The 14800-nt window shown below is 72.1% G+C and carries 11 protein-coding genes; 8 read left to right on the top strand and 3 right to left on the bottom strand.

The window, feature by feature from the left end:
* The first annotated feature begins 61 nt into the window (after positions 1 to 61).
* Together ACFC51_RS12290 and ACFC51_RS12285 are read left to right on the top strand one after the other, a co-directional pair.
* On the top strand, positions 62 to 2176 hold the full coding sequence (locus ACFC51_RS12290) for an MMPL family transporter (RefSeq protein WP_376374346.1): 2115 nt from the start codon (positions 62 to 64) through the stop codon (positions 2174 to 2176).
* An 82-nt stretch (positions 2177 to 2258) separates the two neighbouring features.
* Complete coding sequence (locus ACFC51_RS12285; RefSeq protein ID WP_376374343.1) at positions 2259 to 4961, top strand: SpoIIE family protein phosphatase; 2703 nt, start codon at positions 2259 to 2261, stop codon at positions 4959 to 4961.
* Positions 4962 to 4976: 15 nt separating this feature from the next.
* Here ACFC51_RS12285 and ACFC51_RS12280 read toward each other — a convergent pair whose 3' ends face one another.
* The 3 genes from ACFC51_RS12280 to ACFC51_RS12270 all read right to left on the bottom strand — a co-directional run bounded on the left by ACFC51_RS12280 (position 4977) and on the right by ACFC51_RS12270 (position 8291).
* Positions 4977 to 5627: a methyltransferase domain-containing protein gene (locus ACFC51_RS12280; protein WP_376374341.1), complete on the bottom strand. Its 651-nt coding sequence runs from the start codon at positions 5625 to 5627 to the stop codon at positions 4977 to 4979.
* A gap of 24 nt (positions 5628 to 5651) precedes the next feature.
* Positions 5652 to 6437 carry an SAM-dependent methyltransferase gene (locus tag ACFC51_RS12275; RefSeq protein WP_376374338.1) on the bottom strand — a complete coding sequence of 262 codons (786 nt, stop codon included), beginning with the start codon at positions 6435 to 6437 and terminating at the stop codon, positions 5652 to 5654.
* 138 nt (positions 6438 to 6575) lie between these two features.
* A complete protein-coding gene (locus ACFC51_RS12270; RefSeq protein WP_376374336.1) occupies positions 6576 to 8291 on the bottom strand; it encodes a lysyl oxidase family protein in 1716 nt (571 codons plus the stop codon).
* Between the two features lie 451 nt (positions 8292 to 8742).
* Here ACFC51_RS12270 and ACFC51_RS12265 point away from each other — a divergent pair, with 451 nt between their 5' ends.
* The 6 genes from ACFC51_RS12265 to ACFC51_RS12240 all read left to right on the top strand — a co-directional run bounded on the left by ACFC51_RS12265 (position 8743) and on the right by ACFC51_RS12240 (position 14752).
* Positions 8743 to 9504 carry a DeoR/GlpR family DNA-binding transcription regulator gene (locus ACFC51_RS12265; protein ID WP_376374333.1) on the top strand — a complete coding sequence of 254 codons (762 nt, stop codon included), beginning with the start codon at positions 8743 to 8745 and terminating at the stop codon, positions 9502 to 9504.
* Positions 9505 to 9656: 152 nt separating this feature from the next.
* Complete coding sequence (locus ACFC51_RS12260; protein WP_376374330.1) at positions 9657 to 11015, top strand: ABC transporter substrate-binding protein; 1359 nt, start codon at positions 9657 to 9659, stop codon at positions 11013 to 11015.
* Positions 11012 to 11977 carry a carbohydrate ABC transporter permease gene (locus tag ACFC51_RS12255; protein WP_376374328.1) on the top strand — a complete coding sequence of 322 codons (966 nt, stop codon included), beginning with the start codon at positions 11012 to 11014 and terminating at the stop codon, positions 11975 to 11977. Before ACFC51_RS12260 ends, ACFC51_RS12255 begins: the two co-directional genes overlap by 4 nt.
* Complete coding sequence (locus tag ACFC51_RS12250) at positions 11974 to 12852, top strand: carbohydrate ABC transporter permease (RefSeq protein WP_376374325.1); 879 nt, start codon at positions 11974 to 11976, stop codon at positions 12850 to 12852. Before ACFC51_RS12255 ends, ACFC51_RS12250 begins: the two co-directional genes overlap by 4 nt.
* The gene (locus ACFC51_RS12245; protein ID WP_376374323.1) at positions 12852 to 13841 is read left to right on the top strand and encodes a zinc-dependent alcohol dehydrogenase family protein; all 990 of its coding nucleotides are present in this window, start codon (positions 12852 to 12854) and stop codon (positions 13839 to 13841) included. The genes ACFC51_RS12250 and ACFC51_RS12245 overlap by 1 nt, the downstream gene beginning before the upstream one ends.
* The gene (locus ACFC51_RS12240; protein WP_376374321.1) at positions 13838 to 14752 is read left to right on the top strand and encodes a PfkB family carbohydrate kinase; all 915 of its coding nucleotides are present in this window, start codon (positions 13838 to 13840) and stop codon (positions 14750 to 14752) included. Before ACFC51_RS12245 ends, ACFC51_RS12240 begins: the two co-directional genes overlap by 4 nt.
* The last annotated feature ends 48 nt before the right edge of the window (positions 14753 to 14800 follow it).

The following is a 14800-nucleotide window of genomic DNA, read 5'->3' as shown; positions in this document are numbered from 1 at the left end:
CGGCCCGCGCGCCCCGTCCTACTGTCTCCGCCACGGGACGGTACGAAGGGGCGGGAGCGTCATGCGCGAAGTGGCCCGGCTGGTGTGCGGACGCCGCGCCAAATGGCTCGTCGTGGTCCTCTGGCTCGTCGTCCTCGTCGTCGCGGCCCCCCTCGCGGGGAGACTCACCGGCGCCCAGGACAACGACGCCACGTCCTGGCTGCCGAGCAGCGCCGAGTCCACCCAGGTCTGGGAGGAGTCCAAGGAGTTCCGCCCCGAGGTCATCACCGCCGTCGTCGTCTACGCACGCACGGACGGCCTGACCGCGGCGGACCGCGCCCGGATCGCCGCGGACGAGAAGCAGCTGCTGACGCTGCGGGCCCACGGCGTACGGGGTGAGGAGACCCGCGGCCCGCTCTACGACAGCAGGACGGCTCCCGCCGCCGCCCAGATCTTCGTCCCCATCACGATGGACGAGAAGGGCTGGGAGCGGATCGGCCCCGCCGTCGACTCCGTACGGGAAGTCGTGGGGGACGGCGGGGGAGGGCTCAGCGTCCACATCACCGGCCCCGGCGGGGTCGCGGCCGACTCCTCCGAGGCCTTCTCGGGCATCGACTCGACCCTGCTCCTCGCCGCGCTCGCGGTGGTCATCGTCATGCTGCTGATCACCTACCGCAGCCCCACCCTCCTCGTGCTGCCCGTGGTCTCCGTCGTCGCCGCCCTCCTCGCCGCGCAGGCACTCATCTACCTGCTCGCGACGCACGCGGGACTGACTGTGAACGGTCAGAGCGCGGGCATCCTGACCGTGCTGGTCTTCGGTGCCGGCACCGACTACGCCCTGCTGCTCGTCGCCCGCTACCGCGAGGAGCTACGGCGCCACGAGGACCGGCACGAGGCCATGGCCCGCGCGCTGCACCGGGCCGGCCCCGCCGTGCTGGCCAGCAGCGGAACCGTGGTGCTGAGCATGCTCGTCCTGCTGGCCGCCGAGATGAATTCGACCCGCGGACTCGGGCCCGTCGCGGCCATCGGCGTGGCCGTCGCCCTGATCGCCATGCTCACGCTCCTCCCGGCCCTGCTGGTGATCTTCGGCCGTTGGGTCTTCTGGCCCGTCGTCCCGCACGCCGGCTCCCCGGAACCCACCGAGCACGGATTCTGGGCCCGGACCGGACAGCGGCTCGCCGTACACCCCCGCAGGGTCTGGGTGGCCACCGCGCTGGTGCTCGCCGTCCTGTCGCTGGGGCTCCTCCAGTTGCGCGCGGCGGGGCTCAGCAACGCCGACTCCTTCCCCGGCAAGCCCGACTCCGTCGCCGGCCAGGAGGTCCAGAACCGGTACTTCCCCGCCGGCAGCGGCAGCCCCCTCGTCGTCATCGCGGCGGCGGACCGGAGCGCCCAGGTGCGCAGCGCGGTCGAGGGGACCCGAGGAGTGGTACCCGGATCCCTCGTCGTACCGCCCGGAGCGCGCCCGGTGCACGAGGGCCGGGCCATCTTCGAGGCGACCCTCACCGACGCCGGGGACAGCGACCGGGCCGAGCGGACCGTGGAACGGGTCCGCGACGCCGTGCACCGGATCCCCGGCGCCGACGCCCAGGTGGGGGGCGACACCGCAGCGGCACTCGACATGGACGAGGCCACCCGGCACGACAACCTGCTGATCATCCCGCTGGTGCTGCTGGTCGTCCTGATCATCCTCGCGCTGGTGCTGCGCGCCCTGCTGGCACCCCTGCTCCTGGTGGCGACCGTGGTGCTGTCCTTCGCCGCCGCGCTCGGCGTCAGCGCGCTCGCCTTCCGCCACGTCTTCGACTACGCGGGCGAGACGACGGACTTCCCGCTGTTCGTCTTCGTGTTCCTGGTGGCGCTCGGGATCGACTACAACATCTTCCTGACCACGCGGATCCGCGAGGAGGCCCTGCACCGGGGCACCCGCGCGGGCGTGGTGACGGGACTCGCCGCCACCGGCGCGGTCATCACCTCGGCCGGCCTGGTCCTGGCGGGCACGTTCGCCGCGCTGGGTACCCTTCCGGTGGTGGCCTTCGCCGAGATCGGCTTCACGGTGGCCCTGGGCGTCCTCCTGGACACCCTGGTCGTCCGGTCCGTGCTGGTCACCTCGCTCTTCCTGGACATCGGGCCACGCGTCTGGTGGCCGCACCGCACGGCCCGCGAGGACGGCGGGGCGGCCCGGCCGTCCGGAACCCTCTGAGCGGCCCTCACCCGCGGCCCGGTCCCGAAAAGCCGCCGCGCACGGCTCGCCCGGCGTAGGGGCAGGGTGTAAAAAGGTGGACATGGCCGGACGCTACGGCCGCCCGCGTTCGTTTCTCCGGATGAGAAGCCTCGCTGGTCAGGTCTTTCTCCTGCAGGTGGCGATCGTGGTGCTGATCGTCGCTGCCGCCGTGGCCGCGCTCGTGCTGCAGTCCCGCGCCGACAGCGAACGCGAGGCGCGCAACCGCTCCGTGGCCGTGGCCGAGACCTTCGCGAACGCCCCGGGCATGGAAGCCGCACTGGAGAGCCCCGATCCCACCGCCGTGCTGCAGCCCAAGGCCGAGGCCGCGCGCAAGGGCTCGGGCGTCGACTTCATCGTCGTCACCAGCCGCGACCTCGTCCGCTACACGCACCCGCTGCCCGACCGGATCGGCAAGAAGTTCGTCGGCGAGGTGGGACCCGCTCTGAAGGGCCACGTCGTCACCGAGGAGATCGACGGCACCATCGGCCCGCTCGTCCAGGCGGTGGTCCCCGTCCTCGGTGCGGACGGCGAGGTGATCGGCTTGGTCTCCGCCGGGATCACCATCCAGAACGTCAGCGGTGTCACCGAGGGCCAGTTCCCCCTCCTGTTCGGGTCCGCCGGCGCGATACTGCTGCTCACCATGGGCGGCACGGCGCTCGTCACCCGCCGGCTGAAACGCCAGACCCACGGTCTCGGACCGACCGAGATGACCCGGATGTACGAGCACCACGACGCCGTCCTCCACTCCGTGCGGGAAGGCGTGCTCATCGCCGGCGGGGACGGCCGGCTGCTGCTGGCCAACGACGAGGCCCGACGACTGCTCCGACTGCCCTCGGACGTCGAGGGGAGGCCCGTCGCGGAGCTCGGGCTCGACCCCGTCGTCACCGGGCTGCTCACCTCGGGGCGCAGCGCCACCGACGAGGTGTACTCCGTGGGCGACCGGCTCCTGTCCGTCAGCCAGCGGGCCACGGACCGGTACGGCGGGCCGCCGGGCAGCGTCACGACCCTGCGGGACACCACCGAGCTGCAGGCGCTCACGGGCAAGGCCGCCATCGCACGGGGCCGGCTGAAGCTCCTCTACGACGCGGGCACGGAGATCGGCACCGCCCTGGACGTCGTACGGACGTGCGAGGAGCTGGCGGACTTCGGCACGGCCAGGTTCGCCGACTACGCCACCGTGGACCTCGCGGAGGGCGTGCTGCGCGGCGAGGAGCCCACGGCCGTCCGCGCCAGCACCGAAGGGCTGCGCCGGTCGGCCTTCAGCGGGCCCCGCGAGGACACGGGCCTCTACCCCCTGGGATCGGTGATCCGCTTCCTGCCCACCACGGCGATCGGTGCCGGTCTGCTCAGGGGGGACGCCGTCCTCGACACCGATCTGACGATGCGCTCAGGCTGGCAGCAGCAGCATCCGGAACGGGCCGAGCGCATCGTGGAGGCCGGGCTGCACTCGCTGATGGCCGTCCCCATGCGGGCCAGGGGCGTCGTCCTCGGCGTGGCCATGTTCTGGCGGGCGCAGAGGCCGGAGCCCTTCGAGGACGAGGACCTGTCCGTCGCGGAGGAGCTCGTCGCCCGCGCCGCGGTGAGCATAGACAACGCGCGCCGCTACTCACGCGAGCACAACGTGGCGGTCACCCTGCAGCGCAGCCTGCTGCCGCAGGGACTCCCCGACCAGAGCGCCATCGACGCCGCCTACCGCTACCTCCCCGCACAGGCCGGGCTCGGCGGGCTGGGCGGCGTCGGCGGCGACTGGTTCGACATCATCCCGCTGCCGGGCGCCCGGGTCGCGCTCGTCGTCGGGGACGTCGTGGGGCACGGACTCCACGCAGCGGCCACCATGGGGCGCCTGCGCACCGCGGTCCACAACTTCTCGACCCTGGACCTGCCGCCCGACGAGCTGCTGTGGCACCTGGACGAGCTCGTCGCGCGCATCGACCAGGACGAGTCGGCCGAGGGGTCGGAGGGCGGCGGAGTCACCGGGGCCACCTGCCTCTACGCGATCTACGACCCGGTCTCCGGGCGGTGCAGCATGGCCCGCGCCGGTCACCTCCAGCCCGTGATCGTCGGCCCGGACGGCAGCGCCGCCTTCGCCGACGTGCCCGGCGGCCCGCCCCTGGGGCTGGGCGGCATGCCCTTCGAGACCCTGGACATCCAGCTTGCGGAGAACAGCCGCCTGGTGCTCTACACCGACGGGCTCGTCGAGGAGCGGCACCGCGACATCGACGAGGGGCTGGAACTGCTGCGCGGCACCCTGGCCGGACACCCCGACCGGACCCCGGAGGAGACCTGCGAGGCCGTCCTCCGCGTCCTCGTGCCCGCACGCGCCCGCGACGACGTCGCCCTGCTCGTCGGCCGTGCCCTCCGCCTCCCCGCGGAGAACGTGGCCGAATGGGACGTGCCGTCGGATCCCTCGGCCGTCTCCGAGGTCCGTGCCCAGGTCTCCCGCAAGCTGGCCGAGTGGGACCTGGCCGAGGAGGCGTTCACGACCGAGCTGATCCTCAGCGAACTGGTCACCAACTCCATCCGCTACGCCACCGGCCCCATCCGCGTACGGCTGCTCCGCGACCGGACGCTGATCTGCGAGGTGTCCGACCGCAGCAGCACCTCCCCGCACCTGCGCCAGGCGGCCAGCATGGACGAAGGCGGCCGCGGCCTCTTCCTCGTCGCCCAGATGGCCGAGCGATGGGGCACCCGCTACACCGACGACGGCGGCAAGGTCATCTGGACGGAGCAGGTGCTCCAGCCCGGGGTGAACGGCCCGGTCTGAGGCGGGCCGGCCGCGTCAGTGGCCCGGAGGCACCGCCTCCCGACGGCAGTGCAGGAAGAGGTGCGGCTCGGGTACGGCTCCGGGGTGGTCCGGGGTGAACACCGTGTCGTCCTCGTCCTCGACGGTGAGCCCGGCGCCGGTCACGAGCTCCCTGAGCGCCTCCGGACCGAAACTGGTCACCCGCACCTCCTGGCCCATGAAGACGGCGTCCACCCCCTCCACGTCCAGCGGAACCGTCGCCAGGACGAGACGCCCGCCCGGCCTGAGCGCGCCCGCCAGCCGGGCCACGAGGGAGCGCTGCTCCTCACGGGACATCTGCAGGAGCGAGAAGTAGACGCAGACCGCGTCGTACGCCTCCTCGTCGAGGGGGGTGTCACGGATGTCGGCCTGCCGGAAGGACGCCCCCGGAACCCTGCGGGACGCGAGCCCGACCATGACGGGCGAGACGTCCACACCCAGCACCTCGTGCCCGGCGGCCGCCAGTGTGCCGGCGGTCGGCCGGCCCGTGCCGCTGCCGACGTCGAGGATCCTGCTGTGCGGAGCGAGCCGGCCGAGCAGCCGGGCCAGCGAGGCCCGGTGCGCGGCCGAGCCGGCGAAGGCCCGCTCGTAGGCGTCACCGATGGCGTCGAAGGCCACGGCTGCCACGGGCCTGTTTCCGTCTGCCACGAGGGTGTCCCTTCCGGACCGTTGCTACGGGATACGGGCGACGGCGACGTACACGCCGCTCAGTTCCTGCTGGGGAGCCGGAGTGCCGCGGAACCACTCGGGGGCCGTCACCAGGCCCGGCTCGACGATGTCCAGGCCCTCGAAGAAGCGGGCGAACTCCGCGCGGGTGCGCAGTGCGAGCCGGATGCCGCCCTTGCCGTACTCGGCCGCTCCCTGCTCCCCGCGTTCGGGGTTCACGTCGGAGGCGCCCTGGGACAGCACCACGTAGCTCCCCCGGGACAGTTCGGCCGTCAGCCTGCGCACGATGCCCACGGGATCGACGTCGTCGGGCAGGAAGTGGAGGAGCCCGAGGAGCGAGAGGGCGACGGGGCGGTCGAAGTCCAGGACCTTCCGGGCCGCCTCGACGATCGTGGCGGGCTCGAGCACGTCCGCGTGGACGTAGTCCGTGGCTCCCTCCGGACGGCTGACGAGGAGCGCCTCGGCGTGCCGGAGGACGATCGGGTCGTTGTCGCAGTAGACGACGCGCGACGCCGGCGTGATCTCCTGGGCGATCTGGTGCAGGTTCGGCGCGGTGGGTATGCCCGTGCCGATGTCGAGGAACTGGTCCACGCCCTCCCCGGCCAGCCAGGCCGTCGCCCGGTTCATGAAGGCGCGGTTCTGGAAGGCCCCGGCCTTCGCCTCGGCCGGCAGGTGCTCGGCGACCGCCTGGTCCACCGGATAGTTGTCCTTGCCGCCGAGCAACGAGTCGTACACACGGGCCGAGTGGGGCCTGCTGGTGTCGATGGGGGGCTGGGGTGTTCCGGTCGTCATGACATGCTCCGCTGCAGATGAGGTGGCCGCTCCACCTGCGCAGTCTGCCAGCAACTTCCCTCCCGCGGTGCTGCTTTGGCTCCGCGGGAGACGCCGCGGGAAGGGGCCCGGCCTCCCGGGCCCCTTCCCGCACGACGGTCAGGGGGCGTCGACCAGCTGGTGCCGGGGGACGGTCACCGTGCGGGCGCCGGGCTCACCGCCCAGCACCACCTTCCGCAGGGCGCTGTTGTTGGTCAGGTCCGTCTCCTTCAGGCGCTTCTCCGGATTGGCCAGGACCTGGATGAAGTAGGTGCCGTTCGGCAGCCCCGTGATGTCGAAGGACTGGCCCGGCAGGTCCTGGGTGTAGGTGTCACCGGAACCCACGTCGAGCACCTCACGGACGGAGATCGAGTTCTCCTGGCCGCAGGCGGTGGACAGGTCGGTGTTGCCCGGGTGCCAGTTGGCGTTCTTCACCGTGTAGTCGACCGCGTCGGTGTTGGCCAGGCAGAACGCCTCCTTGCCGCTGCGCACGGTCTCCTTCCGGTCCGCCTTCAGCAGCCGGTAGCTCGCGAAGTCCGTGAAGTGCCAGTGCTCGTGGCCGGGGCGCGGGTCCCATTCCATGGTGCCCGTCGGCGTGTAGCCGACCTGCTTGCCGGAGGCGTCGTAGAAGTACTGGTAGGCGTCCATCAGCGCGTTGCCCGGCTTGCGGAAGCCGTCCACCACGAGCTGGGCCGGACCCGCGTTCCACACGTTGGCGCTGAAGGCCAGATGGTCCCTGCCCGGAGCGGACGGATCCCCCGCGCCGATCGTGATGCCGTAGGCGGGCAGGGAGCGCAGGTCCGGCTTGGGGACGTCCGGTACGGCGGCCCTGCCCGTCGGCCGCTGGGCCCGGGGCGCCGCCGCCGGGGCCTGGCGGGAGCCGTCCGTGCGTCCCGGCCCGTCGCCCGCCGAGGCCCGCAGGCCCTGGCGCGCGACCGCCCACGGAACCGCGGCCGGGGCGGGCGGGTGAGGCCCGTGACCCACGTTGTACGAAGGGCCCGCACCCGTGGTGCCCGATACCGGTGCGGCCGTCCGGGGGGTGTCCCCGCCGGCGCCGTGGTGGGCGTGGTGGGCGGCGTGTCCGGCCGCCGCGCGGGCGGCCCCGGGGGCGGCGGCGGGGTTCTCCTCCTCCCAGCTGCGCTCGCGCACGGTCAGGCCGACCGACCGCGGCGTGCCGGAGATCTTGAACAGGTCGCGGTAGCGCTTGGTCACCTCCACCTCGGCGGTGTACGTGCCGGCGGGGAGCACGACAGGGGTGGAGTAGTACCCGGCGTACGTGTTGGACGCCCAGCCGTCCTCCACGCCCCACACCGAGCCCAGCGTGAACGGGTTCGTGGGGCAGCTCTCGGGGAACTTCGAGGTGGCCGGGGCGTCCGGCCGGATCCGGCCGGACGCGTTGTTCGGGCAGAACGGCTCGGACCGCTCGGCCACCTTCCTGCCCGCCTTGTCCCGCACCGTGACCCGGATGAAGTCGGGGAGCCCCGCGAAGTCCTTCACCAGTCCCTCGGGCAGGACCCGGGTGCTCGTCCTGCTGCCCGTACGGATGACCTGGGTGGCGACGACCGGGTCCTTGTAGGACTTCCGGGTCACCCGCAGTTCGAACGGGGCGCCCGAGGAGGTGAGATAGGTGCCGAGGTCGAGGTAGACGCCCGGATCCTCCTTCCAGGAGTCGAGCGTCACCGACGCCGAGGCGGTGACCAGGCCGAGCCGGGGGACGGACGGCGGCGCCTGCCGCGCGTCAGGGGCGGCGGCGACGACGCCGGCGGTCACGACGATCGCCGCCGCCGCGGAGGCCGTCGGGCGCCACAGTCGTCTGCGGGGGGTTCGGGTGCTCATGGTTCTCCGATGTCCGAGTGCCCTGAGGGGCGGTGGAGTCGCTTTGCCTGGGAGATACGGCAACCGGTCCCGGAGGTTGTCCGAAGAGCCATGAGACACGAATTGTTGGCTTAAAGCAGGTGATCTGGCCCTGAATTGGACATTCTCCTGCCGTTCCGGCCCTGGTCTCCGCCCGGCCGTGCTAGGGGCCGATGCCTCCGACGCCCCTCCATGACCGCTGACGGGCGTGAAACGGGCGCCATGACAGGCGAAACGGGCAGGACCCACGTGTGGATCAGGGGGCGCACCCCGGTCGACCAGCGCGGAGTCCTCCCGTGAAACGGGCGGCAACGGGCACAGCCCGTGGGGCGAAGGAGCTGGTCGTGGTGCCGTTTCAGCTTGTAGAAACGACGCATGGGCCCGAACGGACGCCGGGACCGCACCGGATCCGTACGAGAGCAAGGACGATGTCGTGGGCACCGACGAACGCCGACGAGGAATTCTCGAAGCCGCCCGGCGGGACGGCGCGGTCGACGTGAACCGGCTGGCCGAGCGGTTCGAGGTGGCCAAGGAGACCATCAGGCGCGATCTGCACACCCTCGAGGAACACGGTCTCGTCCGGCGTACGCACGGAGGTGCATACCCGGTCGAGAGCGCGGGCTTCGAGACCACGCTCGCCATGCGCACCACGCACCACGTGCCGCAGAAGTCACGGATCGCGACGGCGGCCGCCGAGCTGCTGGGCGACGCCGAGACGGTCTTCATCGACGAGGGCTTCACCCCGCAGCTCATCGCCGAAGCCCTGCCCCAGGACCGGCCTCTGACGGTGGTCACCGCGTCCCTGGCCGTCGCGACGGTCCTCGCGGACGCGGAGAAGACGGCGGTGCTCCTGCTCGGCGGGCGGCTGCGGGGCAGCACGATGGCGACCGTCGACCACTGGGCGACCCGCATGCTCGCCGACTTCGTCATCGACCTCGCGTACGTCGGTGCGAACGGCATCTCCCGCCAGTACGGGCTGACCACCCCGGACCCGGCGGTCGGCGAGGTCAAGGCGCAGGCCATGCGCAGCGCCCGCCGCCGGGTCTTCGCCGGCGTCCACTCGAAGTTCGGAGCGGTGAGCTTCTGCCGCTTCGCCGGTGTCGGCGACTTCGAGGCCGTCGTCACCGACACCGGGCTGCCCTCGGCCGAGGCGCAGCGCTACTCCCTGCTCGGCCCGAACGTCATCCGCGTCTGACACGACGGCGGGAACGCCCCGCCACCCCCACCGCACCGTCCCCCTCCCCGCCGGGAGGCCGGGGGCAGGCCCCGCCGTGCCCGCGGCGGCCGGCAGGACCGGACGGTCACGGGCACCGATCCACGAGCCGCTACGACCGATCAGGAGAACTTATGCCCCACCAGCAACGACGCCGTGGGACCCGCGTGCGTGCGGTCGCGGGCACGGCGGCGATGGCCCTCCTCGCCGCAGGGTGCGCCGGAGCGGGCGGCACCGCGTTCGGCGGGGGTGACGCACTGAACGTCCTCATGGTGAACAACCCGCAGATGCTCCAGCTGCAGAAGCTCACGGCCGAGCACTTCACCGAGGAGACCGGCATCAAGGTCCACTTCACGGTGCTCCCGGAGAACGACGTCCGCGACAAGATCAGCCAGGACTTCTCCAACCAGGCGGGCCAGTACGACATCGGCACCATCAGCAACTTCGAGGTCCCCTTCTTCGCGGGGAACGACTGGCTGCACCCGCTGGACGACTACGCCGCGAAGGACACCGCCTTCGACCAGGACGACATCCTCGAACCCCTGCGGGAGTCGCTCACCGCCGAGGGCAAGCTCTACGCCGAACCCTTCTACGGCGAGTCGTCCTTCCTCATGTACCGCAAGGACGTCTTCGAGGCCGAAGGGCTGACGATGCCCCCGCACCCCACCTGGCGGGAGGTGGCCGCGCTCGCCGCACGGGCCGACGGCGCCGAGCCCGGGATGAAAGGCATCTGCCTGCGCGGACTGCCCGGCTGGGGCGAGATCATCGCCCCGCTCACCACCGTCGTCAACACCATGGGCGGCACCTGGTTCACCGAGGACTGGGAACCGCGGCTCACCTCACCGGAGTTCAAGGAGGCGACCCGCTTCTACGTGGACCTCGTACGCAAGCACGGCGAGCGCGGCGCCTCCCAGTCCGGGTACGCCGAATGCCTCAACAACATGACGCAGGGCAAGACCGCCATGTGGTACGACGCCACGGCCGGTGCCGGCTCGCTGGAGGCGGCCGGATCCCCCGTGCAGGGGAAGATCGGCTACGTACCGGCGCCGGTGGAGAAGACGAGGAGCTCGGGCTGGCTCTACACCTGGGCCTGGGGCATCCAGAAGGCCTCCAAGAAGGCCGACGACGCGTGGAAGTTCGTCTCCTGGGCCTCCGGCAAGGAGTACGAGTCGCTCGTCGGTGAGACCAGCGGATGGTCCGACGCCCCGGCCGGCAAACGGGCTTCCACGTACGAGAACCCCGCGTACCTCAAGGCCGCGGGCGCCTTCGCTGACGTCACCGAGCAGGCCATCTCCGGCGCCGATCCGAAGAACCCGGGCATCCAGCCGCGTCCCGTCCCCGGGATCCAGTTCGTCGGCATACCCGAGTTCACCGATCTCGGCACCCGGGTCGCGCAGGAGATCAGCGAGGCCGTCGCCGGCCGCCAGTCCGTCGACGAGGCGCTCGCCACCTCCCAGAAGCTGGCCGAACAGGTCGCCAAGGAGTACCGATGACCACAGCAGTCGGCACCACCCCGCAGTCGCCGCCCCGGCCTCCCGCCCCACCCCGGGGGAGGAGAACCGGCCCGCGGGCCTGGGCCACCAGGGCCCCGCTCCTGCCCGCGCTGGTCTTCCTGATCGCCGTCACCCAGCTGCCGTTCGTGGCGACCCTGGTGATCTCCCTCTTCGACTGGAACTCCCTCAGCCCCGACGAGCGCGCCTTCAACGGGCTCGACAACTACGTCTCCGTCTTCACAGACGCGGCGCTCCGCGAATCCGTCCTCACCACCGTCCTGCTGACGGCGGGCGTGGTCATCGCCACCGTGGTCGTCGGACTGGGCCTCGCACTGCTCCTGGACCGCACGTTCTTCGGCCGGGGCCTGGTCCGCACCCTGCTCATCACGCCGTTCCTCATCGTGCCCGTCTCGGCCGCGCTGCTCTGGAAGCACGCGCTGTACAACCCGGAGTACGGCCTCCTCAACGGCGCGCTGAGCTGGATCGGTGAGCTCTTCGGCGACACGAGCCCGAGCCAGCCGGACTGGATCGCGGAGATGCCGCTGCTCGCCGTCATCGCGGCCCTCGTCTGGCAGTGGACGCCGTTCATGATGCTCATCCTGCTCGCGGGACTCCAGAGCCGGCCCGCCGAGGTCGTCGAGGCGGCGCGCCTCGACGGGGCGAGCGCCTGGCAGACCTTCCGCTACCTGACCCTGCCGCACCTGCGCAGGTACCTCGAACTGGGGGTGCTGCTCGGCGCCGTCTACATCGTGCAGAACTTCGACGCCGTCTTCACGATCACCGCGGGCGGCCTCGGCACCGCCAACCTGCCCTACACGATCTACCAGACCTTCTACCAGGCCCACGAATACGGACTGGCGTCCGCCGCGGGAGTCGTGGTGGTGATCGGCACGATCGTCATCGCCACCTTCGCGCTCCGGACCGTCTCGTCCCTCTTCGGTGAGGAGGCGAACCGCGCATGACCACCGCCACCGTCCCCGCGCCCGCCCCGTACACGCGACGCGTCCTGCGACGGGCCCGACGGCGCTCCGCGGCACTCGGCCTGCTGGCCTGGGCGGCAGGGCTCGCCTTCTGCCTGCCCGCCCTGTGGATGCTGCTGACCTCGCTGCACGCCGAGTCCGACGCCGCGACCAACCCGCCCTCGCTCTTCGCGCCGCTCACCCTCGACGGCTACCGGGCCTTCTTCGGCGCCGACACGGGCGTCACCCCGTGGCCGCCGCTGCTCAACTCCCTCGGTGCGTCCGTCTTCTCCACACTCCTGGTGCTCCTGCTGGCGCTCCCGGCGGCGTACGCCCTCTCCATCCGGAGGGTGCGCAAGTGGACGGACGTGATGTTCTTCTTCCTCTCCACGAAGATGCTGCCCGTCGTCGCGGGGCTCCTGCCCGTCTACCTGTTCGCCAAGAACGCCGGGCTCCTCGACAACATCTGGCTCCTCGTCCTGCTCTACACCTCGATGAACCTGCCGATCGCGGTCTGGATGATGCAGTCCTTCCTCGCGGACGTGCCGGTGTCCGTCATCGAGGCGGCCCAGGTAGACGGCGCGAGGCTGCCGACCGTCCTCGCCCGGGTGGTCGCGCCGATGGCCGCACCGGGCATCGCGGCCACCGCGCTCATCTGCTTCATCTTCAGCTGGAACGAACTGCTCTTCGCACGGGTGCTCACCGGCGTCGTCGCCCAGACCGCGCCCGTCTTCCTCACCGGATTCGTCACCAGCCAGGGGCTCTTCCTGGCCCAGCTGTGTGCCGCGTCCGTCGTCGTGTCCCTGCCGGTGCTCGCCGCCGGCTACGCCGCCCAGGACAAACTCGTCCAGGGCCTGTCTCTCGGAGCAGTGAAATAATGCGGGCAGCGATCGTCGAAGCCCCCGGCAAGGTCTCCGTCACCACCGTTCCCGACCCGGCGCCCGGGCCCCGAGAGGTCGTCGTGTCCGTCGCCTCGTGCGGGCTGTGCGGCACCGATCTGCACATCCTGCAGGGCGAGTTCGCGCCCACCCTGCCGCTCGTCCCCGGCCACGAGTTCGCCGGGGAGGTCGTCGGTGTGGGACGCGACGTCACGGAACTGGCCGTCGGCGACAAGGTAGCCGTCGACCCCTCCCTGCACTGCCACGAATGCCGCTACTGCCGCAGCGGACGCGGCAACCTCTGCGAACGCTGGGCCGCCATCGGTGTGACCGTCTCCGGCGGCGCCGCCGAGTACGCGGTGGCCCCCGTCGCCAACTGCGTCAGGCTGCCCGAACACATCGACGTGAAGGACGCCGCCCTCATCGAGCCGCTGTCCTGCGCGGTCCGGGGCTACGACGTGCTGAACAGCACCCTCGGCGCCGAGGTCCTGATCTACGGATCGGGGACCATGGGCCTGATGATGCTGGAGCTCGCCAAGCGCACCGGCGCGGCCGGTGTGGACGTCCTGGACGTCAACCCCGAACGCCTCGCCACGGCCGGCCTCCTGGGCTGCTCCCGGTCCGCGGCCGGGGCCGACGAGCTGGACCGGCCCGGCGGCTGGGACGTCGTCATCGACGCGACGGGCAACGCGGCAGCCATCCAGGACGGTCTGGGACGCGTCGCCAAGGGCGGCACCTTCCTCCAGTTCGGGGTGGCCGACTACGCCACGACGGCGGTCATCGAGCCGTACCGCATCTACAACCAGGAGATCACCATCACCGGCTCGATGGCCGTCCTGCACAGCTACGAACGGGCCGCCGCGCTCTTCGCCGCCGGAGTGCTCGACCCGGCGGTCTTCATCAGCGACCGGCTGCCGCTCGACCGGTACCCGCAGGCGATCGACCGCTTCAAGGCGGGCATCGGCCGCAAGATCGTGGTCGAGCCGTGACGGGCGGACCCGGCGCCGTCCTGGTGCTCGGCGAGGCCCTCGTCGACCTCGTGCCCGTGCCCGGGGACGGCGGTGTACGGGCGGCCCGTTTCGGCGGTGCCCCGGCCAACGTGGCCGTCGGACTGGCGGGGCTCGGCACCCCGGTCTCGTTCGCCGGAGGCCTGGGCGACGACGGCTTCGCCGCGATGATCGAGGCCCGGCTCCGGGCCGCGGGAGCCGACCTCTCGCTCTGCGCGCGCTCCGCCCTCCCCACCGCGCTCGCCGTCGCCGAACCGGACGCCCGGGGCACGGGGTACCACTTCCACCTCCAGGACACGGCGACGTTCCGGCTCCCGGACCTCTCCGCCCGGACCGCCGCGTTCGGGGCCGTGTACGTGGGCGGCCTCGCGGCCGTCGTCGAGCCCGCCGCGTCCGCCGTCCGGGCCACCGCCCTGGCGGCCGCCGGCCGGTCCCTCCTCGTCGTGGACCCCAACGTCCGGCGCGACCGGACCCTGGGCCCGGACCACGGCGCGGCCGCCCTGCGCGAGCTGTGCGGCCTCGCCCAGGTCGTCAAGGCCAGCGACGAGGACCTGGAACGGCTGTGGCCGGGAAGCACCCCGGAGGAGACCTGCCGGGAGCTGGCCGCCGGAGGCCGCCTGGTGGTCCTCACCAGGGGAGCCCACGGCAGCACGGCGTACACCGCGACGGGGCCACCGGTGTCCGTCCCCGCGAGGCCCGTCGAGGTCGTCGACACGATCGGCGCGGGCGACGCGTTCACCGCGGGACTGCTGAGCCGGATGTGCGCCCGCGGCAGCTTCACGGCGCGTCCCGGTCCGGACGAGGTGCGGGACCTGCTGTCCCACGCCACCGACGCGGCCGCCTCGGTGTGCGCGTGTGCGGGAACGCAGGTCTCCGCCCCCGCCGGAACCTGACGCCGCCGACCGGCGGCGGACATGCGCCGCCGCCCGGGCGTGCGCATC

The organism is Streptomyces sp. NPDC055962, assembly GCF_042270185.1.
Classification (GTDB): Bacteria; Actinomycetota; Actinomycetes; order Streptomycetales; family Streptomycetaceae; genus Streptomyces.
The sequence above is the reverse complement of the archived record's forward strand: the minus strand, read 5'-3'. Positions and strand labels throughout refer to the sequence as shown.